The following is a 23,118-nucleotide window of genomic DNA, read 5'->3' as shown; positions in this document are numbered from 1 at the left end:
GATTGGGGATTTAGGAATAGCCTGGTAGGTGTTCTCCAAAACCTGCAACATGAACGCCTAACGCGTCCAAATTCACAAGTGCTTCATATCACTTTGCTGCTCAGTAAAATCACTTTTTTATCCAGTTTTCCTATCGAGGTATACGCCGTTTGACCAATCCCAAAAGTCAAGAGTCAGTGGTCAAAAGTCAATAGTATTTAAGCTCATAACTAATGACCAATGACCAATGACTAATGACTAATCAAGCCAAAGCAACTGCTGGGGCGAGTTTTTCTTTTTGTGCCATTGACAACATCAAATCAACTACACGATTCGAGTAGCCCCACTCGTTGTCATACCAAGCAACCACTTTGAAGAAGTTTGAATTCAGTTCAATCCCAGCACCTGCGTCAAAGATACTAGAGTGAGTATCACCCTGAAAATCTGTAGAAACTACTTCTTCGTTAGTGTAGCCAAGTATGCCTTTTAGGTCGCCTTCAGCGGCTGCTTTCATCGCCGCGCATATTTCTTTGTAACTAGTAGCTTTGGCTGTCTTAAAAGTTAAGTCAACCACAGAAACATCGGGAGTAGGAACTCGCAACGCCATACCAGTTAACTTGCCCTTCAATTCTGGTAAAACCAGTGCTACAGCTTTCGCTGCGCCTGTAGAAGAAGGAATGATATTCTGGGCTGCACCCCGACCACCTCGCCAGTCCTTCTTGCTGGGACCGTCTACTGTTGGTTGGGTGGCAGTCATGGCATGAACTGTGGTCATCAACCCTTCGGTCAAGCCGAAGTTGTCATTGATCACCTTAGCTACAGGAGCCAGGCAGTTTGTCGTACAGCTGGCATTGGAAACAATAGTGTGCTTGCTGGGATCAAATAGGTGATGATTGACACCCATCAGTAAAGTAGGAACTAGTTCTGGATCTTTGGTAGGAGCAGAAATTACTACACGCTTTGCACCAGCCTTAAGGTGATTTGTCGAGCCTTCTTGACCTGTGAAAAGTCCTGTAGATTCCACTACATAATCTACACCCAATTGACCCCAAGGCAACTCTGCTGGGTTGCGAATCGATACGCAAGGGATAAAATGTCCATCAATAACGAAGCCATCTTCCCTAGCTTCAACTTTACCTTTAAACTTACCGTGGGTTGAGTCATATTTGAACAGATAAGCAAGATTATCTGGTGGTACTAGGTCGTTAATCCCTACAAACTCGATATTGGGATTATTAATGCCAGCGCGAAGCACAAGCCGCCCGATACGACCAAATCCATTAATGCCAACTTTCAACTTCGTCACAATTAACCTCCTGTTCTTATAACCCGAACTCAGGGCTATTACCCTATCTTCAACGCTGCATTCAGCTAGTAGGATAGTTTTGGTCTGACTTAGCTGATCGTTACAGTCAACAGACGCTTAAAGCCTATTTTCTTGGCATATTTTAAGGTTTTGGGAATGGGCATTGAGCATGGGGCATTGAGCATTGTCCACTATATTCCAATACGGTTCAGTTAAGGTGATAAGAGTTCTCATCTGTCGGACAAAAACCAAGATTTGGGGGAGAATCCCCCAAACCCCCGATTGGGGGACGGTTGCGTCCCCCAAGCCCCCTCCAAAATAATTGTTCGGTTTTTTGTTTAGTAATTATTTATGAGCTTTGTTGTCAATGAATTTTCTTAACTGAACTGCATTGAGATATAACGGATATCCTTCCCGTTTAGCACGTAGCAAAATCCCTATTGAGCCTGTGACCAAAAGACCGCTTAATCTAGCAATTCCTCGCCCAACTGCCTCATCAATACAAACTGTAGGTATGTTTTTATTTAATGCTAGTTGAATTACTGATGCTTCACCTAAATCTAGGGAGTTGAGTAACAAGGGAGAAATTAATAAAGCAGAAGTTTGTATTTGTAACCAAGATGCAGCTTAAAACTCAGTTACAGCAAATCCTGTTTTTACCCCTAAGATGATTTCTTGGGAGACTTCAAAGGGAACAAGAACTTCCTGATAAAGAAACGGTAAAATCCTTAAGTCTCCTAAAGCTGCAACAAGAGCGATTAAGGGAGAAGTATTAATAACAATTTGACTAGTTTTAGGCATTTGTTAGATCTGATCATAATTCCTCCTCAATCAAGTCAATCAAAGGAACACTATAATCATTTAACTTTAGGATAAAAGTAACGCGATCTACTCCGATTAATGCAGCAGCCATGCCAGAAGAGAGGCGTTTGATTTCATAAAGCTTAACTGCCATTGCCCATTTTGCTTCTTGTTCAAATTGTTCCCTGGTTTTGCCAATAGCATCTGGAAAAGTTGCAGGGTAGGTAATTGTGAGTTGTAAAGACATATGTTTCTGATACTCTTGACAACAAAGAATATAGTCAGTTCTCAGGCCAGATTCTGTCACCATTATTTGAATTAAACACAAATAACTGACTTAAATCTAGTTGTAGAGAAAGGCGATCGCCTGGACGCAAACGCACACCACCACCAATTTGCACATTCAGCAACGCTGATGAATCGGGTAAACTGACGCGAATCAAAGTTTCCCTTCCCAAAGGTTCCACCACCTTCACCTCAACGGATAACAATCCTAACTCTTCTTCTTGGGGACGGACACTTTCTGCAACGGGGGGAACCCCCGCATAGAAGTTTCCTCCTCTTGGTGGTTCGTTAATATAAATATGCTCTGGACGAATCCCCAAATCCACAGTTTGTCTTTGACGCAGTTGTAAATTCTCCTGTAAATTTGCCGGAATTTCTAATAACTGTCCGCTGACATCAAAACCTTCATTCTGATAAATTGCAGGCAGAATATTCATAGGTGGATTGCCTAAAAAAGACGCCACCATTTGATTAGCAGGAAGCTCATAAATAGTTTGAGGATCGCCAATTTGTTGAATCCTACCGCGATTCAGCACCACAATTCGATCAGCCAAAGTCATCGCTTCTACTTGATCGTGGGTAACGTAGATAGTTGTAATGCCTAATTCTTGATGTAGCTGTTTCAACTCTGCCCTAGTATCATCGCGTAGTTGAGCATCCAAATTAGACAAAGGTTCATCTAGTAAAAAAACTTGTGGCTGACGAGCGATCGCTCTTCCTAATGCTACCCTTTGTTGCTGTCCCCCAGAAAGTTGTTTGGGTTTGCGATCTAGCAGCTTGTCTAGGGAAAGCGATCGCGCTACATTCAACACTCTATCTTGAATTACCTTCGAGTCAACTTTCCGCATCTGCAACCCAAAAGCGATGTTCTGTGCCACCGTCATATGCGGATAGAGAGCATAGTTTTGGAACACCATCGCCACATCCCGCTGTCTAGCTGGGATATTATTTACCAAGCGATCGCCAATAAAGAGTTTGCCAGATGTGGCTGTCTCCAAACCTGCGATCGTTCGTAAAATTGTAGATTTACCACAACCCGATGGCCCCACCAAAACCCAAAACTCACCATCGGGAATTTCAAAAGAAATATCCTCGATAGCAGTAACGTTATTGAATCTTCGCTTAATGTCTTCTAGCCTAACGTTTGCCATTATCTAATTTGAAATTTTAATTTTTGAATCTGTGGTAAAATCCCTATTTTCTCATTTCAGCAATGCTATAAACTCGTCTGTTGTAAGTTCAGCATCGCGTAGTATTTTACGTAGTAAGTAGAACGGTGTGGAAAAACAAAACTATGTTAAGAAAAATCAAATAGGCTTAAACCTTCTTTCCTTCTGCCTCCTGACTCATCCCAACGATAAATATTCACGCCGACCTACTTAATTTTCTGCCAATTGTTTTTCCAGCATAAACAGGAATAGTTACAAAACACCCATCTTCATGTTCCATTTGCACATGATTACCTTTTTGCGGCACTGCGTTAAATCCTATTTTTGTAAGGATATTAATCACTATTTTTCCTGTTACGCTTGGTAGTTTTGGCATTAAATTACTACCTTTTGAATACCAATAAATTCTGGTATTGGTTCATCAATTTTCGCTTCTAGGCATAGTTCAATAACTTCTTTAATATTTGCCATCAGATCATCAATTGTTTCTCCTTGACTGTAACAAGCTTTTAACTGAGGGACTTCTCCCACATAGTAGCCATCTTCATCGCATTCGATGATGACGTAAAATTCTCGTTGAGTGGCATTTGTCATAATTTTTAATTACCTATACTCACGATCATTGTTCTAGCTTATTCAACCAAGTAGGATGAGCAAATAAAGAAGCAATTACTCGCACTCCGCGCAGTTGATTAGACAAAGGTAAATGACCTCTAGGAGCACTCAAATCCCAGGTAAACTCATGGGGATATCGCGTCCAATTATTACCATTTTTCCAACCAATTTTTGACCAAAAATTATCCCAATTTTTTCCCAAACCTAACCAAATTTCTCGCTGTACTGAAAAGCCAAACTTGCCTTCAGAGTGGACTAACCAAAGATGGTTAATGGTTTGCAAGTCAACAGAGGGGAAGTTATCTACTTCAGTAAAATACAACCATTTGCGTTGTAATGCCGTAGGGCCTGCTAATTCACACATTTTTTGAATGGTTAGGCGATCGGCTGCTTGGAAGTCTTGGATAGCAAGTAGCTGTTGCAAAGGATTGTAATTAATCCCGCACTCTGATTTTAGAGGTACAATTCCCTCAGGAAAATTAGTTTGTAGAAATTCTTTGGCTTTAGGTGCATCAGAGTTGTAGAGTACTTGGTAAGCTTTGCCATCAAGCCAAGTTGCTGGGGTGTCAGAACGTTTCAGTAAAAATTCCATCAACACATCTAGTCCCTCATTACCCAAGTCAGCTAACTGTGGGATGATCTTTTGTTGGACTTGAAGAGACCCAGCGATTAACTGGAGGCGGAGGGAGTCGATGTCACTAGCAGGGCCTGATACAATCATTGGGTCTGTCATGCCATTACTCGTTTTAGCGGGAGTGTGAAACTGCGATCGCTATGGGGTGTTATCAAAGGTGAAACACTGATAGCGAAAAGTAGTTTACTATTTTTGATCGTACAAAATAGCGATCGTTTCACTCAATCCCATCCTCAAGTCCCAAATAAGGTACAAGGTGAATAAGGGGAAAATCTGCGCCTCAAAGGACTGGAAGGGACTGGGGATTAAGGAACAAGCTTTTTAAGCCTTATCCCTGCGTCTATCTTTATTCCCTGCTTCTTAATCCTTAATCTCAAAGCAAATACACAGTAAAATTTGCAAGCCTCCCATAGAAAAATTTTCTGAATTTGACTGGCCGCCAATCGATCAGGAGTGTGCGATTTATGTATGAAAAGATTACCCCCCCGACAACTGGAGCAAAAATCACCTTCAAAAATGGTGAACCAGTTGTGCCTGATAACCCTATTATCCCCTTTATTCGGGGCGATGGAACGGGTATAGATATCTGGCCTGCTGCCCAAAAAGTACTTGATGCTGCGGTAGCAAAGGCATATAACGGTAAGCGTCAAATTAGTTGGTTCAAGGTTTACGCTGGAGATGAAGCCTGCGATTTATACGGCTTATACCAGTATTTACCTCAGGATACGCTAACAGCAATTGCAGAATATGGTGTTGCTATTAAAGGACCGCTGACTACTCCTGTTGGGGGCGGTATTCGTTCCTTAAATGTGGCACTAAGACAAATTTTTGACTTGTATGCCTGCGTGCGTCCTTGCCGCTACTATGCAGGTACACCCTCACCTCACAAAAACCCCGAAAAACTTGATGTAATTGTTTATCGGGAAAACACAGAAGATATTTATTTGGGGATTGAGTGGCGACAAGGCAGCGAAATAGGCGATCGCCTCATTAAAATTCTCAACGAGGATCTCATTCCTGCCACCCCAGAACACGGCAAAAAGCAAATTCCCCTGGATTCTGGCATTGGCATCAAACCCATCAGTAAAAAGGGTTCTCAGCGCTTGGTACGGCGTGCGATCAAACACGCCTTGCTATTGCCCAAACACAAGCAACAGGTGACTTTGGTGCATAAAGGCAACATCATGAAGTACACCGAAGGCGCTTTCCGCGATTGGGGTTACGAACTCGCAACTAGCGAATTTCGCGCCGAGTGCGTTACCGAACGGGAATCTTGGATTTTGAGCAACAAGGAGAAAAATCCGAATCTTTCCTTGGAAGAAAACGCCCGTCAGGTTGATCCTGGATTTGATAGTCTCACCCCAGAGAAAAAAGCGCAAATTGTCAAGGAAGTTGAAACCGTTCTTAACTCAATTTGGGATAGCCACGGCAACGGCAAGTGGAAAGACAAGATCATGGTCAATGACCGGATTGCTGACAGTATTTTTCAACAAATCCAAACCAGACCCGATGAATATTCGATTCTGGCGACGATGAACTTGAATGGCGATTACCTATCTGATGCTGCTGCTGCCATTGTTGGCGGTTTAGGAATGGGACCAGGGGCGAATATTGGCGATGCCTGCGCCATCTTTGAAGCTACCCACGGTACTGCACCCAAACACGCCGGCTTAGATCGGATTAATCCCGGTTCAGTGATTTTGTCTGGTGTGATGATGCTTGAGTATCTGGGTTGGCAAGAAGCCGCAGACCTAATAAAAAAAGGTTTAGGAGATGCGATCGCCAACAGTCAAGTCACCTATGACTTAGCACGTTTACTAGAACCACAAGTAGAACCCTTAAAGTGTTCTGAATTTGCCGACGCAATTATTCAGCATTTTGGCTAATTAGGGGTTAGGGGCTAGGGCTAGGAATAAGCAGGGGAGCAGGGAGCAGAGGAGAAATAACTATTGCTTATTCCCTTCTTGCCCCATGCCCAATGCCCCATTCCCCATTTCTTAGTTTTTTGCAACCTGAATCGAAGAAAATAAAATTTATCAAGATATTCAATTGATTCGCTGCAAAAATTTTTATGAGTATTAATCGACGCCATTTCTTGTTTTTACTAGCAGCAGGTACGGGTAGCTTTGCATTAGAAGGTTGTGCTTCAGCAGAGCAATCTCCTAGTGGAACTCAAACAAGTCCTGAACCAAAAGCAGCTACCACTAAAGGGGCTATTCAATTACCAGCTTTGCCTTATGCCTATGAAGCGCTGGAACCGCACATTGATGCCAAAACGATGCAGTTTCATCATGATAAGCATCATGCAACTTATGTGAAAAATCTGAACGCAGCCTTAGAGAAACATCCACAACTTAAAAGCAAAACTGTTGAAGAACTGTTACGTAAACTTGATACTGTGCCCGCAGATGTTCGTAAAACAGTACGTAACAATGGCGGTGGGCACGTCAACCACTCGATGTTTTGGCAAATTATGAAACCCCAAGGTGGTGGCGAACCCACAGGCGCGATCGCATCCGCAATCAATCAAAATTTTGGTAATTTTGCTGCCTTCAAAAAACAATTTAACGAAGCTGGTGCAGCTCAGTTTGGTAGTGGTTGGGTTTGGCTTGTCCGCAACAACAATGGCAAGCTGGAAGTAACTACAACAGCTAACCAAGACAGTCCCATAAGTGCAGGTAAGTATCCTATTTTAGGTAATGATGTTTGGGAACACGCATATTATCTCAACTACCAAAACCGCCGCGCCGATTATTTAGAAGCTTGGTGGAATGTGGTTAACTGGGATGAGATTAACAAGCGATTTGCCGCCGCGAGTAAGTTTGCTTAGATAGAGATAATCGGGAGAAACGAGAATTAGCTCTTAAAGAAAGCCCCACCCTAAGGGTAAGCTGTGCCTATGGGCAGGGCTGGAGAAGTTAGGGCTTAGTATATGTTTGCGCAACCACAACTCCCATGTGTTGTGCGCTGTAGTGAATGCTGTCATCTTGAAGCGGGATTTGCTGCTCTGGAGTAGTAACTAATGCAACTTGTACGGATACAATTTGAGGCGCATTGCAATGTGTGAGTATTGCCAGTGTTGATTATTTGAGCGTTCGCGGAGTGGGACCACGAGTAATATCTAGTCTTGATACAGGGGGTAGTGTAATCGTCTGATGAGTCTGGGCTGCCTTGTAAATCAGTGCCATCAGCTTTTGGTCTTGCAAACCCTCTTCTCCTGGTGTGTGAGGGATGCGATCGTGAATCACACAATCTGCCATGTGATCCATTTCTAAGGCAAATTGATTTTTTTCTGGCATCCGCACTTGTGTTATGTTCTCTGCCATGCTGTTGCTGGAGGATTTACGCCCGATCGTCATTTGCAAACCGTTGTAGGTAAATGCTGGATCTAGTTGTCCCCAAGCATCAGAGCCAAAAACTCGAAAGCGGCTAGCTCGATGGTAGCCATAGCTAGTAGAACAGATGGCCAAGACTCCGCTGGGATACTGGAGTTGGAAAGTCACATTCTCTTCAACTTCCCGAAAGCGGGGATCGTTGGGAGTGCTAAAGAGATTGGCGCTGATGGCGATTGGTTCTTCTCCAGTTAAGTAGCGCGTAGCATTGAGGCAATAAATTCCAACGTCTGGTAATGAACCGCCTCCGGCTAATGATTTCTTGAGCCGCCATTGATTCAAGTCACCGCCTTGGTTCTGTCCGTTGTCTGCCTGAATCAGCTTGATCGTACCAAATTCCTTACTGCGAACCATTTGGATCGCGGCACGGTGGTGGGGTTCGTATTGACAGCGATAGGCAATCATCAGCTTACGATTTGCCTGTTTGCAAGCGTCAATCATCTGCTGGCATTCTTCGACTGTATTTGCCATCGGCTTTTCGCAGAGAATGTGTTTTCCAGCGCGCGCGCCCCGCACTGTGTATTCGGCGTGCATACTGTTGGGTAGCACAATGTAAATGACATCAACTTCAGGATTGTTGCGGAGAAGATCGTAATTTTGATAGTTGTAAATGTTTTGAGGTTTGATGCTGTACTGTTGAGCCACCTGTTCGGCTTTTGCCCGATCGCCACTCACTAGAGCCACAGGTTTCGCCAGTTTGCACTCACCAAACGCAGGCATGATTTCTTCCAATGATAATCTGCCAAGACCAACGATCGCAAATCCTAATCGCCGTTCGCGTGGCAAGGCAGTAGGAGGGCCGCCTGTCTCTTGTTCAGTCGGAGCTTGAATAGGTGGAAACTGAATCTGAGGTGGCAGTTCTCCACCACGTGGTATGGATTGAGGTAATGCTTCTGATTGCTGGGCAGTGGCAGTGTCTGATAAATTGGCGATCGCTGTTGCTGAAACCATTCCTAATCCTGCACTAGCCAAAAACTGACGGCGTGACACATCTCCTTGAAATAGATTTGACATAGAGTTCTAAATACTCAGATTTAAGGTCTGCCTTACATTGGAGAGATCTTCACCATGTATTTCCTCAATCTAAAGAGATATAGTACTCTGTTAATTTTGAATTGATGGGTAATACCTTTTCTCTAAAATCTGGCTACAAATGAATCTTCCTGTCTCCCCGTCTCCGCGTCCCCGCGTCATTCATCATCTGTTGTCTACTTTTAGAGAATTGTTATAATGCTTGGCTGTAGGCAACGATCGCCACTTTATTTAAAGAGTATGGTCAAAGTGGCTTTTGTGTGGGTACACCAACAGCACGAGGAAAATTAGCTGGCGTGGTTGCTATTTTACGCAAGTACAAGCAATGACGAACGCTTTTACTTAAAGGAGTGGTAAATTGTGCGATCGCTTCAATGACACCGCCCAACTGGCTAACTGCATTTTCTAAAGCTGTAGTTTCTTCCTCAGTCCAATTACCACGGTAAATCACCGCTAAACCACCTTGTTTGAGCAATGGTAGAGCATATTCTGCACAGGCGGAGGCTGTCCCAACAGCACGAATTAGGGTAACATCATAACTTTGCCGATGGTGGTGTTGCTGACCAATTTCTTCAACTCTGCCAACGAGAGTTTTGGTATTGTCTAAAGCAAGTTCGGTCAGAATTTTTTCGAGAAAAGTAATTTTTTTGCGCGTTGAATCTAAAAGCGTAATTGTGCAATTAGGTACAGCGATCGCCACTGGAATACCAGGAAAACCCGCACCTGTGCCAATATCAATCACAGATGCACCCTCTTGAAGCGAAGAAATAAATTGCTGCTGTGGTGCAATTCCCCGTAGAGAATCCCACAGATGTTTTTCCCAAAACTCTTGCGGTTCAGTAATGCGAGTTAAATTTAACTGGCGGTTCCCTTCAAGAATTAATTCGTAAAGCTGCTGGAATTGTAATTGCTGCTGGGCTGTAGGTTGCCAATTGAGAGTTTCCTGCCAGATTTCTGCCATTTCAGGCAATGAATTAGTCATTTGTCAAGAGTCAAGAGTCATTTGTTATTGGGATTGTGGGAATGCTGGAAAGCTTTTTTATCATCTCTCCCCACACTCCCTGACCTCGCCCATCACGCCGCTGGTTGGGGTTCTTGAACTTTAGCTTTCAGGATTGCGGGGTCAACTGATTTTAGTTCACCGTGGTTGAGTGTCCAACAACTGTCTGCGATCGCTAACATATCCCCGGCATCATGTGTTACTACTAACAATGTCCAATCTTGTTTGAGCTTTGCTAATAAATTTACCAACTGCCGACGCATTGACCAATCCAAGCCGGCTGTAGGTTCATCTAACAACAGTAGATTTGGCTGGCGAATTAACTGCACCGCCAAAGCTAAACGCCTCTGTTGTCCACCACTCAACGCATGGGGTTGTGCTGACAGCGATAAATGCTCTAATCCTACTTCACTGAGTGCCTGCCTAACTCGCTCTGAGCCAAGTTCTGGATGCCCTAAGCGCAATTCTTCTAAAATCGTACCGCCACAAAAATGCCGCTCTGGAAACTGAAATACCAACCCAGCTAATTGTTGTAGTTGTTCAGCTAGCAGTTCTTGTTCGCGCCAGAACACTCCACCAGAAGTAGGTTCGGCTAGTCCAGATAAAATTTCTAGTAAGGTACTTTTACCAGAACCACTCGGACCAATAATCAAACCTAGCTTTTGGGGTGCTAATTCCAAGTTGATTGCTTTGAGAATCGCTGTTGGGCAGGCTGTCGGATGATAAATCAGATTTCTGAGATAGAGCATTTGTTAAGATTACCAAAAAGTTGGCGAATAACTGATCAACTACGCTTAACTACACGAAGAGCAATTAGAAAATTCCGAAAACATTCATAGCCTCTAACCTGCCTTCAAACCCTAATCTAACAGCAAGAATCACCTATAGTAGTCCGATTTGATTCCTAAGCTTATTTGTAAAGACAGGAAACAGGAAACAAGGAAGTTAGAGGAGTAGGTCATTTTTTGTAAAATCAAATAATAGTCTTAATAGATTCTCGAAGTTACCAGTTTGTCTTTGCAAAGTTTGGCATTAAAAACAAAAGCCAATCTAACCTTGCGAGAAGACACTGCGCATCCAGATACTTTGTTCCATTGTGGCAGACTTACCCTCGAGCAATAGCTACAACTAACATGGGAACCTGTAACAATTACGAAAGTCGATCTCTGTAGACAATTCTGGCTAAAACAGACACAAGTTCGGATTAATCATTTTTTTGCATTCTAAGTAACATAAACAACTATTTCAACCGCAATTATTCTGAGGGTCACAATGAATAAATGGTTTTCGGCTTCTCAGGCAAGTGTGTTTGCTAGAATCACAAGCCTTGCTCAAGTAACTTTTACCGCAGCGATCGCATTCAATCTATCGATAAATTCTGCGTTTGCTGGCGATCCATTTCGGACTAGCAACCCTCATAACATTGGTGACAAAACAGAAGCGGTTTTTAAGGCAGTTTTTCAAAATGGTAACTACCGAGAGGCTGAAAGCTACCTCCAACAAGCTTTATCTAGTGAGCCAAATGAACCTTTAGTGTATGCTATGAGGGCATCCTTAGCATATGCGAATAAAGATTTAACCACACTAGACACATACAGTAAAAAAACCCTAGAAACCGGACAAAAGTTGATTGCTAGCGATCCATTACGTGGTAATTTATACACCGCAGTCGGTAATTTTTTAGAGGGAGCATTAATAATCACTCGTGAAGGTACAGGCGGTGCAGCACAAGCTTTAGGTAAGCTGCGGCAAGTCTATCAATATTTAGATAAAGCAGAAGCAATTTCTGCTAACGATCCAGAACTGAACCTGATTAAAGGTTATATGGATTTACTTCTAGCTGTGAACCTGCCTTTTACTAACCCAGATGAGGCAATTCAACGTTTAGAAAAAAGTGCTGCGCCTCAATACCTAGTAGATCGGGGTATTGCGATTGCCTACCGTGATTTAAAAAATTACTCCCAAGCCCTGGATTATGCCAACCGTGCTTTAAAAGCTACATCAGATAACCCAGAGGTGTATTATCTCAAAGCCCAAATTCTCCATGAACAAGGAAAAAGACAAAATAGCCGACAGCAGATCCAAGATGCGATCGCCAATTTTGACAAAGCCTTGAGCAAAAAATCTCAACTTCCAGCCGATTTAGTCAAACAAATTGAACACGAACGTAGTAGCGCTAACAATAGCCTCAAAAATCTAGGTTAGTTATTGGCTATTGGGCATAGAGCATCGGGCATTGGGCATTAGTAATTGCTATTCTCCCCTTGCCCCCTTCTCCCCAGCCCCAACCCTTATGCTGCTATGCTAATTTTCAGAAAACACTAACGCAGATAATTAACCACCATGCACATTCAGTTTCGTGAATTTAACCCTTTTGATGTATGGATTTGGCTAAAGTTCAGCACAATTCCTTCTGCGCGTGAAAAGCAGTATGTGGAAGAAATTTTTAATTCTTGGTTTTATCTAGGCAAATTAGGTGCATATAACGCTGAAAATCTCCAGGTACAGGAAACAGGGCTGGATATTAGCTACATGAGTTATGACCCCCAAGGTTATGATAAAAGCTTGCTAGCGCTAATGCATAACATGGGTGAATTTGAGTATGAAGGTGAATGGGGACGCTGCTGGTTTGATTTGGGAACCAGTGATGCGATCGCCTTGGATATTTTAATTAACGCTCTCACACAGCTAAGTGCAGAATACGTCACTATTGAACAATTGTATCTCGGCGGCGAAAATGAAGATTGGCCCGTAGAAGATAGCGACAGTCGCTCATACTCTATCTACGATAATTAGTTAGTTAAATTACAAAAATGAACAAACCAGGGGAGATAAGGGTGTTAGTCTTAGGACTAATTCGGGATGGCGAACGCATATTTGTTTCCGAAGGCTACGACCCTGTAAAGCAATCAACATTTTATCGTGCTCTTGGAGGTGGTGTTGACTTTGGCGAACCTAGCAGTTTAGCTTTAGAACGAGAATTCCAAGAAGAAATTCAAGCAGACTTAACTAATATTCGTTATCTAGGTTGTATAGAGAACCTGTTTATATTTAATGGTAGGCAAGGGCACGAAATTATTCAACTTTACCAATGTGATTTTGCTGACCCCAAGTTTTATCAGTTGGACAGCTTAACATTTTCTGAGTCTGAAACTCATAAACATCGGGCACTGTGGATCAATATTGAGCGCTTTCAATCAGGAGAATTAAGATTAGTGCCAGAAGAATTTTTCAATTATTTGTAAAATTAAAATCGCCCATCAAATTTAGGTAAGTTCTTAGGTTATAACTAATTGCAGGGTAGATTGTTGAGGTGTCTCCAGGAAGCGAACATCATGCAGTTGTATAGATAGTCTACCCATAATAGAAAGAGCGATCGCAAGTCCAAAAGCAGAATTTTAGCTAAGACAACAAGTTAAATGTTGTCAGAATGTGTTTCATGAGCAATTTGAAATTCTGCTTAAAAAGTTTGCTGAGTCGAAAACAGGCCTAACACACCTCTATCGTTAAAGAAGCCGCCATAAGGGCGTCTATGCATAACCAGCCTACCTCCCTTAAAACTTCTATGGTCAGCAACTGGCTCAAATTTTTATAGAATTCGCTCATTCAGAAATCTATTTAAGCTTAATATTCAAGCACCTGATGCTCTGCAATTTAAATGCAGACTATTGCAAAGTCGTAGAAATAAAGACCTAGGAAAAAATAGCTAAAAAATTCTCTACTCAGCTTTATCTTCTTCTGCCTTATTTCAGTATCTTAATTTCTTCTATCTCTAACTTTTACCTCAGCTTAAAGTAGTATAGCTTCTAGCCTATCTTAAGACTTTATTTTAGGTATTATATGAGCTTATATGAGCTTGAACTAGCAAAATTTGATTTGCTAGTTATTTAGATAAATTTTAGATAAAGTTTTGTAACATAGATAACAATTTCCTAGATATCAATACCTTAAAATCGATTGTTTTTATAGCATAGTCCTAAGGAAATCTGGCTGTAGTAAGAGCAAAACAGCGCTTATACACACAAAAGTCCATCTCAGGATACTGTGCATTTTCATAACTGAAGATTTAAATTTAATATATAAGATTGGTATGTGGAATATAAGCAATCAATAACTTTAAACGATACCATCTTTATAATTTCTTTGTTATTTTGTATTTAACTGGACAGTTCTCCAGGGTATGGTGCGTTTAAATAACCATTAGTTGCACCATTTGCCCGCAACTATCTTGCGAATTAGCTTTTTGTACTTGCTTTTTATTGCCAAGCACAATATAAATTGCATAGCTAGAAAGCCTAGCTACAATTCAAATGGCTAATTATAGTTCATCTACAACAAAAAACCTGACTTATGAATATGATTAAGACAACTAATCGACGTATTATTCTCTCCGCTTTTGTTAGCCCTGTCAGCGAAAAAGACCAATCAAATAGTCATCCCCAATTTCCTCAACCTAAATTTGATTTACTGCAACCACTACGCCAATGGCTCGATGAACTCGAAATCCAGAATCGTAAATTAGCTAAATTTATTGCTAAACTAATTCCGGCGCAGTGTCCTTTTGAGCGAGATGTGATGTTGTTTGGTCGAAAAATTGCCCATATTCCTCCTATGTGCAAGCTCAATCCCCTTTACGATCAATTTGTCGGCTTGCGTTTTCGCGCTCTGTGCTATTTAGTAGATAAATGTGGAGAAGATATTCAGTCTTATTGCTAAAAGTAGATAAATAGCAGCATGGAAATTAAAATTGAGCATCAACCTAGTCAAGAACGCCTTAAACAGTTGGGTGTGACGAAATGGGAAATTTGGCAAAAGGAAGTTTCCACATTCTCTTGGAATTATGATACTCAAGAAACTTGCTACTTTTTAGCAGGTGATGTGATTGTTACACCTGATGGTGGGCAACCAGTGCAAATGGGTAAAGATGATTTAGTAATCTTTCCGGCTGGAATGTCTTGTAACTGGTAAATCATCAGTGATGTAAAAAAGCATTATTACTTTGATTAAGCAATAACTCAGAGTGATTCGAGTTGTCTCCTCACATTATTTTGTAAATAAACTTCTGATAAATCAATCCTGATTAAAATTGTAGGGGGGTTCGCAACGATTGTTATAGGATAAAGTGGCAGAATCTGTAAATTGCTTGTATCCGTATCTATCAAAACTCGTTGCAACTCCATCTCCAAGGCAATATTCGTAAAAATATATTGTTTCATTACCGCTAAATTTGGTTGAAAGTTCTTGCCAAATAGGCGGCTGATAGCCAAATATATAGTTATAAAATTTTGTAGCCTCAGCTTTATCATAATTGTAGCTACCTGGGTATTGAAAAAAATCGCCGTTGAAGTTTAAAGTAATAAATTTTGCTTGATTTTTGATAAAACTAATCGAAAAATTACTTTTAGGGAACTGGGGAAATAGCCTTCGGAAACTTTTGGGAGCATAAGTATAGGTAACTTGCGCACCATTAGTTTTTTTGGTACTGTAACGCCCAAAATAGCGCTCGATTGTTTGGGGTGTTTGATTCAAAACATAACGTCCTGCTAAAGCAGGAAGGGTAAGAAGACTGTTGAGTAGAAGAAATGCAACAGTTAACCCAGTTAAAGTTTGGTACAAATGACAAAATTTCATAGTCATTACTGCATCTCCCAGCAAGGGAGTTCATAATCGTGTTAGTAGAAGGCTCATGATTCATGATGCCACCTAGTAGATAAATGTTTCTTTCTACAGCAATTTTAATGAGGATGTTGGCTAAAAATGTTACTACATTTGAGTACCTGGACTGAGGTTGAAGCTTATCTACAGCAGTCTGGAGGTATTATTCTTCCTATTGGTTCCACAGAACAACATGGGCCAACCGGATTAATTGGTACTGATGCTATTTGTGCAGAAGCGATCGCTCGTGGTGTCGGTGAAGCAACCCAAGCAATGGTAGGACCGACAATTAATGTTGGCATGGCACTGCACCACACCGCCTTTCCCGGTACTATAAGTCTGCGTCCCAGTACTTTAATTCAGCTGGTACGAGATTATGTAACTTGTTTGAGCAAAGCAGGTTTTACCAAGTTCTACTTGATCAACGGACATGGCGGCAATATTGCCACCCTCAAAGCAGCTTTCTCAGAAACTTATGCTCACTTAGAAGATTTGCAGATTGCTAATGCACACCGAGTACAATGTCAAGTTGCTAATTGGTTTATGTGTAGTTCAGTATACAAACTTGCTAAAGAATTATACGGCGACGAAGAAGGCTCTCATGCTACACCTAGTGAGGTGGCTGTAACTCAGTATGTTTATCCAGAGGCGATTAAGCAAGCACCTCTCTCAAGCGAAGTGGGAAAAGGACACAATATTTATAGTGCAACAGACTTTCGCGCGCGTTACCCCGATGGACGCATGGGATCAAATCCCGCTTTGGCTACTCCAGAACACGGTAAGCAGTTTTACGATGCGGCTGTGAAGGAACTCAGCAAGGGATACTTGGAATTTTTGAATGCAGAATAGACGTTTCGCAAAGGGACTTTTAATTAAAAAAATCTCATGGGGAGCCACTGCGCCGTTGCAGTTCCCCAGCTTGAAGGAGGCAGTGCGTTGCGGTGAGACCAGCACTGCAGGAGGGTTTCCAACGGACAGTTCCTTCAACGGGGGTTCCCCCCGCAACGGACTGTCCTCCTCCGCAGGTGACTGGCGAACCCGAAGGGGGATTCCCACGGCAGTCTGCTCAAGTCGGGAAACCCGCCCACGCGGCTGCTTCCCCGTTGTAGCAACTGCCGTCAAATGGCGTGGAAACTCCCTGCGTACTCGTCACTGCTTCACCTGTTCCCTCCCTACACAAGTAAACCACATCTATATTGAGAACCATAGTTATAAAAGTAGTGGGAGCATCTTGCTCTCTACTGGTAGTAGCGGGTTTCTAGCCCGCACTACTCCAGGTTTCAAAATGGACAAGGTTTAATTTCTCCGAATCAAATCAGATTGCTATAGAGATTGGAGAATCAAAAGGATTGGTGATAAGATTGGAAAACAGTAAGCCTAATGATAAAGAGCGTGGTTTTGATCTCTTTTATATAGGAAACTAGATTAAAATACTTTAGACGGCTTGAGGGTAGTTTATGGAAGGCTGGAGAAGAGTTAATTAGTCGCTTACCCGATAACTCAATATAAATACCATCAAGTGCAGGTCAAAGTAAAGTGATGAAAAAGATATACTTATAGGAGTGCATTTTCTTTAGGGAAGCGCTTTTTATAGAAAAAGCGATTTTTATTGACTGTTAGACCTCGTACTAATAATTCATATTAGAATAACTCAAATATAATAAAGGTCATGCCAATTATCTGGTGAGCATTAATTTGCTCTTGTCATAAAAAAAAGATAATTTAGGTGTTAATCTCTAGTTAAATTGTTTGCCCAAGTGAGAGTAAATTGGTGACTTTTACGGGAGGGTAAGGAGATTTGAGGGATGCAAACTCAAAAGCCAATCCCTGTTGACAGTAGTTCAGAAAGCAAAACAGTGCCAGCGGAAGAGCCATCGACAGACGAACTCCCGACTATTGAATTTCCCTCGCGAGGGAAACTCAAAGCTAGTTCCTGGCGCATACATCAAAAAATTGGCTATGGATATTTTGTAGCCATTGGAATTGGTTTTTTTGGCTCACTTACTGGTTTGGTAATTGCGAACTATTATCGGGGAAGAGAAATTAAACAATTAAATCAAGCTCATGAGCAAGGACAACTACTGACTAATTATAAAGATGCAGTAATTGGAGCACAATTATATAGCTCTAATTTAGTTTCAGTATTAGAAGATCCTAAACGGCTGCAAACTAAAAAAACCGAATTTCTCAGAAGTGTTGATAAAGCTAAACAATTAGAATCAGAAATTACCAATTTTATCGATAAAAAACCTAAAAGATTAGCAGCAAACAGTGGCACTTTAGTAGCTTTATTGCAAGATTACACGACTAACTTAGAGTCTTATGTCAAGCAGATAGAGTCTGTATTGCAGGAAGTTGATGCTCGCCAAGTGCAGACACAGGAAGTTGCTTCAGCACGTGAGCAGTTACTAAAAATTATGCGTGGCGAAACAGCTATGCGGCTAGAGCAGCTTTCGCAAACACTAAGTAACATTTTACAAAACGCTGAATTTCAAGAGCAGGAAAGGACACAAGGTGTAGAGCAGGCAAAAGGAGTTGAGAGATTAATTGTAATCATGAGTATGCTGGTGTCAGTGGCGATCGCAGCCATTGTAGCTTGGCGTACCAGTCGCGCGATCGCAGAACCAGTCATCACGGTTACCCAAGTAGCTGAACAAGTGGCGAGAAAATCTAATTTTGATTTGCGCGCACCAGTAACCACAGAAGATGAAATTGGCTTATTAGCTAAATCTCTAAATCGTTTAATTGAACGAGTATCTGAGCGGACTAAAGAACTACAACAAGCTAAAGAATTAGCCGAAGCTGCTAGCAAAGCAAAAAGCATATTTCTGGCCAATGTAAGTCACGAATTACGTACACCATTAAATGCTGTTATTGGCTTGAGTCAACTACTACAAGATGATGCTACCGATTTAGGTTTATCGGGAGATTTTATTACCGACTTAGAAACAATCAATGCTGCTGGCAGACATTTACTAGAACTAATTAATGACATCCTCGACTTATCAAAAATTGAAGCGGGGAAAATGACTCTCTATCCAGAGACATTTGAGATTGCGTCACTAATTAATAATATCGTTTTAACAGTTAGATCGGCTGTAGAGAAAAACGGCAATATCTTAGAAGTAGATTGTGATGAACAACTGGGTACAATGTATGCCGATCAAACGAGAATGCGGCAAGTATTGTTAAACCTACTCAGTAATGCTGCCAAATTTACGACAAACGGCAAAGTAACGCTAACAGTGAAGAGCGAAAAAGCAGGCTTATTACAAACAACTCCTTTTGAGATTATTACTTTCACGGTAAATGATACAGGAATTGGAATGTCACAAACTCAGCAAAAGCAGTTATTTCAACCTTTTATCCAAGGGGATACATCGACTACTAAAAAGTATGGTGGTACTGGGTTAGGGTTAGCAATTAGTCGCCACTTTTGCCAGATGATGGGTGGTGAAATTATTGTCAAAAGTCAGATTGGAGTTGGTTCTACTTTTACCGTTCGCTTACCCTTGACTGTACAAGAATAAGTTGGTTCGAGATGCGATCGCACTATACAGATGATGGCACAGAAGAAATTTTTTATTAGTTATTAGCTTGGCATAATACTTAACTTGTGCTAGCTCCTATTTATTACCAAAAAATAGAAGCGATCGCCTCAATCATCATCAGATTCCGAAAACAGAGATTGCAGGTTGCCATATCCGCTCACTACAGGCACAATCTCTATCCCATCCGCGATCAAACGGTAAAGAAGAATATAACTCTCAAGGGGAATCCCTCGTAAAGATGGCTCTATATCGGCATAACTACGTCCCATATTGGGATATTTAACTAAATTTTCGCACTTTTCTTCAAAGCCTTTAACAAAGCGATCGCCAGCATCTAAATTGCGACTAGCAAAATATTCAGAAATTTCATCTAAATCTTGAATAGCTTCTGGAGAAATTATATAGATGTTCATGCTTGATAATCGCGAGCTTGGCGGAGTTTTTCCCGCAATTTAGCAATAGCAATTTTTCCATTAATTCCTTCTCCCCGATCAAGCTGTGCTATGCCAACTGCTACTTTTTTACGGGTTTCTTCGACCCATTTCTCATAATACTTATCTCGCTCTTCTAGGAGTCGTAAAGCTTCAACAATTACCTCATATGCAGTTGCATATTGACCAGTTTCTAGCTTGGCTTGAATAATTTGCTCTTCTTCAGGTTTTAGGTTGATATTCATAGTTTTAAAACTTATTACGATTGATGAATACTTTCTCTGTTATTATATCTATCTACTTCCCTATGAAACCATAGATATAAACTGTATTCTGACAGTTGTTGCCCAAAATAATGGTCAACCCTACTATTAACATTCCCCAAAGCTTTAAAGTAAGTCACGAGCAGTTTCAGGAATTGGTAGTATAAATTGTGATTTGAAGGCTGAAGAGAACTGCTACAGGAGAGTTAATCATCAAGCCTCCTACTGGCAGCGATACAGGTAACTATAACTTAGATAAGGTGTCACGCAGAGGCGCAAAGGCGCGGAGAGTAAGAGTTTTATCAGGAAATTCGGCAAGGTCGAATTGAAATATTTTAATTAACCTAGAATAATATGCGTTGATTACGATACTCTCAAAAGAAGCGGTTCTTTGCCCAGTCACCTTGGCTATCCATGACCACAACTATTGACTTCCTCAGCCATTTAAATCCCAGCCAACGTCAAGCCGTAGAACACTACTGCGGCCCGCTGCTAGTTGTGGCTGGCGCAGGTTCCGGTAAAACGCGAGCGCTGACTTATCGGATTGCTAACCTGATTCTTAAACACCGCGTAGCTCCCGAAAATATTTTGGCGGTGACTTTTACTAACAAAGCCGCTAGGGAGATGAAAGAGCGGATTCAAAAGATATTTGCTGAACAGTTGGCCATCAAAGAACATGGTCAGCGGTTTGATTTATTGCCAGAATACGAACAAACTAAACTGCGATCGCAAGTCTATCGGACTACAATCAAAGATTTATGGTGTGGTACTTTCCACAGTCTGTTTTCCCGCATCCTACGCTTTGATATTGAGAAGTACCAAGACGAAAAAGGCCGCCGTTGGAGTAAAAATTTCTCCATCTTTGACGAATCTGATGCTCAAAGCTTGGTCAAAGATATTGTCACCAAACAGCTAAACCTAGACGATAAGAAGTTTGACCATCGTTCTGTGCGCTATGCGATCAGTAACGCTAAAAACCAAGGCTTTTCACCCCAAGAATTTGAGAGTGAGCAGCCTAATTATCGCGGCAGGGTAATTGCTCAAGTCTATAGTTCCTATCAAGATAGGCTGGCACAAAATAACGCTCTCGATTTTGATGATTTAATTCTCATTCCTACTAAACTGTTTCAGCAAAATGAACAGGTATTAGGTTACTGGCATCGCAAATTCTGCCATATTCTTGTTGATGAATATCAGGATACTAACCGTACTCAGTATGACCTAATCCGCCTGTTAGTGACAAATGGCGAAGATAGAAAGAGCGAATGGGAATGGCAAAATCGCTCAGTGTTTGTTGTGGGTGATGCAGACCAGTCAATTTACTCGTTTAGAATGGCTGACTTCACCATTTTGCTGGAGTTTCAGAATGATTTTGGCGACGGTTTGCCAGATGACGACACCCGGACAATGGTGAAGTTAGAAGAAAACTATCGCTCTTGTGAAAACATTCTCCAAGCTGCCAACGAACTAATTGAAAATAATACTCAACGGATTGATAAAGTCCTCAAGCCGACGCGGGGTGCAGGTGAACAAATTTATTGTCACAAAGCGGATAATGAACTAGACGAAGCCGAGTTTGTAATTCGTCAAATCCGCACTTTAGAACAACAAAACCCAGAATTAAATTGGGGTAGTTTTGCCATACTTTATCGTACCAACGCCCAATCTCGTCCCTTTGAAGAACTCTTAGTGAAATATCAAATTCCTTATACCGTTGTGGGAGGAATGAGGTTTTACGATCGCAAAGAAATTAAAGATGTCGTAGCTTATTTAAGAGCGATCGCTAACCCCGCCGATACTGTAAGTTTATTGCGAGTGATTAATACTCCCAGGCGTGGTATTGGCAAAACAACAATTGATGCTTTGATTAACGCTTCCCAGCAATTAGGCACAACTCTTTGGGAAATATTGTCAGATGAGACATCAGTTAATACCTTGGCTGGACGTGGTGCTAAATCTGTGAAAAGCTTTGCGGAAATGATTAGCCGTTGGCAAGGAGAAGTAGGAACGCTTCCGGCTGCGGAAATTGTCCAAGGTATACTAGAAGACTCTGGTTATGTTCAAGACTTGCTAAATCAGGGTACGGATGAATCGCAAGACAGAATCCAAAACGTCCAAGAACTTTACAACGCTGTACTGCAATTCCAAGAAGAGAACGAAGATGCTACCCTGCAAGGATTCTTACAAAGTACCGCCCTCAGTTCCGATTTGGATAATTTAAAAGAAGGGCAAACAGCAGTTTCCTTGATGACTTTGCACGCTTCCAAAGGCTTGGAATTTCCCGTAGTCTTTTTGGTAGGTTTAGAACAGGGGCTATTTCCCGGTTACCGTTCACTGAGTGACCCTGCATCTTTAGAAGAAGAACGCCGCCTGTGTTACGTGGGAATTACCCGCGCCCAAGAACGGTTATATTTATCACACGCCCGCGAACGCCGCCTTTATGGTTCTCGCGAACCCGCTATGCGATCGCAATTTCTGGAGGAAGTACCAGAAGAATTATTAACCACTCAAAGTAAGATTCGTCAAACATATACTAAACCTGCTGCCGCTAGCAATGGCAAGCAGAATTGGCAAGTGGGCGATCGCGTTTTACATAAAGCCTTTGGGATTGGTGAAATTACCCATGTTTTTGGGGAAGGAAATAAGGTTTCTGTGGCAATTAAATTCGCTAATTTGGGGCAAAAAATTATCGACCCCAGAATAGCGCAACTGCAAAAAGTAGATTAATAATTTGTAATTAAATTAAGTATGCTTAGGGTGAGCATTGCCCACCAAAAATCGATATGATGAGCAATAGCTTAATACGAATTACAAATTTTTATAAATACGATAATTTAGGTTGTATTAGCTAAATTTCAACTCCTTCAAAGTGCTCAACAGTGGGAAAAGGCTCATAAAAATGGTGCAGCAATTTTTTCCACTCTTGATACTCCGTAGAACCTCTAAATCCAACCTTAGAGGGTGACAAGGCAACTCTAAGCTATGCAGGACAAAAATTTGAGAAG

General features: G+C 41.6%; 25 protein-coding genes and 1 pseudogene. 10 read left to right on the top strand and 16 right to left on the bottom strand.

What is annotated here, in order from left to right; genetic code table 11:
* Positions 1–241 precede the first annotated feature (241 nt).
* The 8 genes from gap to BV375_RS29325 form a co-directional block, all read right to left on the bottom strand.
* On the bottom strand, positions 242–1,285 hold the full coding sequence (gene gap, locus BV375_RS29355) for a type I glyceraldehyde-3-phosphate dehydrogenase (RefSeq protein WP_086767075.1): 1,044 nt from the start codon (positions 1,283–1,285) through the stop codon (positions 242–244).
* A 345-nt stretch (positions 1,286–1,630) separates the two neighbouring features.
* Entirely contained in the window at positions 1,631–1,864 is a 234-nt protein-coding gene (locus BV375_RS38430; protein ID WP_243714094.1) for a hypothetical protein, read from the bottom strand.
* A 48-nt stretch (positions 1,865–1,912) separates the two neighbouring features.
* Positions 1,913–2,086, bottom strand: coding sequence for a hypothetical protein (locus BV375_RS38425; protein ID WP_243714093.1), 174 nt, complete (start codon positions 2,084–2,086; stop codon positions 1,913–1,915).
* Between the two features lie 13 nt (positions 2,087–2,099).
* Positions 2,100–2,333 carry a UPF0175 family protein gene (locus BV375_RS29345; RefSeq protein WP_086767073.1) on the bottom strand — a complete coding sequence of 78 codons (234 nt, stop codon included), beginning with the start codon at positions 2,331–2,333 and terminating at the stop codon, positions 2,100–2,102.
* A gap of 34 nt (positions 2,334–2,367) precedes the next feature.
* On the bottom strand, positions 2,368–3,522 hold the full coding sequence (locus BV375_RS29340) for an ABC transporter ATP-binding protein (RefSeq protein ID WP_086767071.1): 1,155 nt from the start codon (positions 3,520–3,522) through the stop codon (positions 2,368–2,370).
* A 214-nt stretch (positions 3,523–3,736) separates the two neighbouring features.
* The gene (locus BV375_RS29335; RefSeq protein ID WP_086767069.1) at positions 3,737–3,916 is read right to left on the bottom strand and encodes a type II toxin-antitoxin system HicA family toxin; all 180 of its coding nucleotides are present in this window, start codon (positions 3,914–3,916) and stop codon (positions 3,737–3,739) included.
* Positions 3,916–4,134, bottom strand: coding sequence for a type II toxin-antitoxin system HicB family antitoxin (locus BV375_RS29330; protein ID WP_086767067.1), 219 nt, complete (start codon positions 4,132–4,134; stop codon positions 3,916–3,918). The genes BV375_RS29335 and BV375_RS29330 overlap by 1 nt, the downstream gene beginning before the upstream one ends.
* Before the next feature lie 25 nt (positions 4,135–4,159).
* Positions 4,160–4,888, bottom strand: coding sequence for a GUN4 domain-containing protein (locus BV375_RS29325; protein ID WP_086767065.1), 729 nt, complete (start codon positions 4,886–4,888; stop codon positions 4,160–4,162).
* Between the two features lie 365 nt (positions 4,889–5,253).
* On the opposite strand from BV375_RS29325, the gene BV375_RS29320 reads away from it, so the two are divergent.
* A complete protein-coding gene (locus tag BV375_RS29320) occupies positions 5,254–6,675 on the top strand; it encodes an NADP-dependent isocitrate dehydrogenase (protein ID WP_086767063.1) in 1,422 nt (473 codons plus the stop codon).
* A gap of 185 nt (positions 6,676–6,860) precedes the next feature.
* On the top strand, positions 6,861–7,619 hold the full coding sequence (locus tag BV375_RS29315; protein ID WP_086767061.1) for a superoxide dismutase: 759 nt from the start codon (positions 6,861–6,863) through the stop codon (positions 7,617–7,619).
* Between the two features lie 253 nt (positions 7,620–7,872).
* On the opposite strand, the gene BV375_RS29310 is transcribed toward BV375_RS29315, so the two are convergent.
* The 3 genes from BV375_RS29310 to BV375_RS29300 form a co-directional block, all read right to left on the bottom strand.
* Positions 7,873–9,195 (bottom strand): Gfo/Idh/MocA family oxidoreductase, encoded by a 1,323-nt coding sequence (locus BV375_RS29310; protein WP_086767059.1) that lies wholly within the window; start codon positions 9,193–9,195, stop codon positions 7,873–7,875.
* A gap of 262 nt (positions 9,196–9,457) precedes the next feature.
* A complete protein-coding gene (gene rsmG, locus BV375_RS29305) occupies positions 9,458–10,195 on the bottom strand; it encodes a 16S rRNA (guanine(527)-N(7))-methyltransferase RsmG (RefSeq protein ID WP_086767058.1) in 738 nt (245 codons plus the stop codon).
* Positions 10,196–10,287: 92 nt separating this feature from the next.
* A complete protein-coding gene (locus tag BV375_RS29300) occupies positions 10,288–10,962 on the bottom strand; it encodes an energy-coupling factor ABC transporter ATP-binding protein (protein ID WP_086767056.1) in 675 nt (224 codons plus the stop codon).
* A gap of 523 nt (positions 10,963–11,485) precedes the next feature.
* Between BV375_RS29300 and BV375_RS29295 the strand changes: the two genes are divergently transcribed.
* From BV375_RS29295 to BV375_RS29275, 5 genes are all read left to right on the top strand, one after another.
* The gene (locus BV375_RS29295) at positions 11,486–12,418 is read left to right on the top strand and encodes a Sll0314/Alr1548 family TPR repeat-containing protein (RefSeq protein WP_086767054.1); all 933 of its coding nucleotides are present in this window, start codon (positions 11,486–11,488) and stop codon (positions 12,416–12,418) included.
* 138 nt (positions 12,419–12,556) lie between these two features.
* Positions 12,557–13,009, top strand: a complete 453-nt coding sequence (locus BV375_RS29290; protein WP_086767052.1) for a DUF3531 family protein — start codon at positions 12,557–12,559, stop codon at positions 13,007–13,009.
* A gap of 17 nt (positions 13,010–13,026) precedes the next feature.
* On the top strand, positions 13,027–13,458 hold the full coding sequence (locus tag BV375_RS29285; protein WP_086767051.1) for an NUDIX domain-containing protein: 432 nt from the start codon (positions 13,027–13,029) through the stop codon (positions 13,456–13,458).
* 1,111 nt (positions 13,459–14,569) lie between these two features.
* Complete coding sequence (locus tag BV375_RS29280) at positions 14,570–14,929, top strand: Mo-dependent nitrogenase C-terminal domain-containing protein (protein WP_086767108.1); 360 nt, start codon at positions 14,570–14,572, stop codon at positions 14,927–14,929.
* Between the two features lie 18 nt (positions 14,930–14,947).
* Complete coding sequence (locus tag BV375_RS29275) at positions 14,948–15,181, top strand: cupin domain-containing protein (protein ID WP_086767049.1); 234 nt, start codon at positions 14,948–14,950, stop codon at positions 15,179–15,181.
* 102 nt (positions 15,182–15,283) lie between these two features.
* Here the strand turns inward: BV375_RS29275 and BV375_RS29270 are convergent, their stop codons facing one another.
* Positions 15,284–15,850, bottom strand: coding sequence for a hypothetical protein (locus BV375_RS29270; protein ID WP_243714092.1), 567 nt, complete (start codon positions 15,848–15,850; stop codon positions 15,284–15,286).
* A 120-nt stretch (positions 15,851–15,970) separates the two neighbouring features.
* Between BV375_RS29270 and BV375_RS29265 the strand changes: the two genes are divergently transcribed.
* The gene (locus tag BV375_RS29265; protein WP_086767045.1) at positions 15,971–16,717 is read left to right on the top strand and encodes a creatininase family protein; all 747 of its coding nucleotides are present in this window, start codon (positions 15,971–15,973) and stop codon (positions 16,715–16,717) included.
* Positions 16,718–16,934: 217 nt separating this feature from the next.
* Here BV375_RS29265 and BV375_RS37280 read toward each other — a convergent pair whose 3' ends face one another.
* Positions 16,935–17,075: a hypothetical protein gene (locus tag BV375_RS37280; protein ID WP_166507555.1), complete on the bottom strand. Its 141-nt coding sequence runs from the start codon at positions 17,073–17,075 to the stop codon at positions 16,935–16,937.
* Between the two features lie 598 nt (positions 17,076–17,673).
* Here BV375_RS37280 and BV375_RS29260 point away from each other — a divergent pair.
* Complete coding sequence (locus tag BV375_RS29260; protein ID WP_086767043.1) at positions 17,674–19,398, top strand: ATP-binding protein; 1,725 nt, start codon at positions 17,674–17,676, stop codon at positions 19,396–19,398.
* A 128-nt stretch (positions 19,399–19,526) separates the two neighbouring features.
* Here BV375_RS29260 and BV375_RS29255 read toward each other — a convergent pair whose 3' ends face one another.
* Both BV375_RS29255 and BV375_RS29250 read right to left on the bottom strand, forming a co-directional pair.
* Positions 19,527–19,832 (bottom strand): type II toxin-antitoxin system RelE/ParE family toxin, encoded by a 306-nt coding sequence (locus tag BV375_RS29255; RefSeq protein WP_086767041.1) that lies wholly within the window; start codon positions 19,830–19,832, stop codon positions 19,527–19,529.
* The gene (locus tag BV375_RS29250; protein WP_086767039.1) at positions 19,829–20,095 is read right to left on the bottom strand and encodes a type II toxin-antitoxin system ParD family antitoxin; all 267 of its coding nucleotides are present in this window, start codon (positions 20,093–20,095) and stop codon (positions 19,829–19,831) included. Before BV375_RS29250 ends, BV375_RS29255 begins: the two co-directional genes overlap by 4 nt.
* Before the next feature lie 432 nt (positions 20,096–20,527).
* Between BV375_RS29250 and pcrA the strand changes: the two genes are divergently transcribed.
* Positions 20,528–22,840 (top strand): DNA helicase PcrA, encoded by a 2,313-nt coding sequence (gene pcrA, locus BV375_RS29245; RefSeq protein WP_086767037.1) that lies wholly within the window; start codon positions 20,528–20,530, stop codon positions 22,838–22,840.
* A 121-nt stretch (positions 22,841–22,961) separates the two neighbouring features.
* Here the strand turns inward: pcrA and BV375_RS38420 are convergent.
* Positions 22,962–23,066: pseudogene (locus BV375_RS38420) on the bottom strand (antibiotic biosynthesis monooxygenase); the annotation flags it as partial.
* Positions 23,067–23,118 lie beyond the last annotated feature (52 nt).

This window comes from Nostoc sp. 106C (genome assembly GCF_002154725.1).
Taxonomy (GTDB): Bacteria; Cyanobacteriota; Cyanobacteriia; order Cyanobacteriales; family Nostocaceae; genus Aulosira.
Note: the sequence above shows the minus strand (reverse complement) of the source record. Positions and strands in the feature narration are given on the sequence as shown.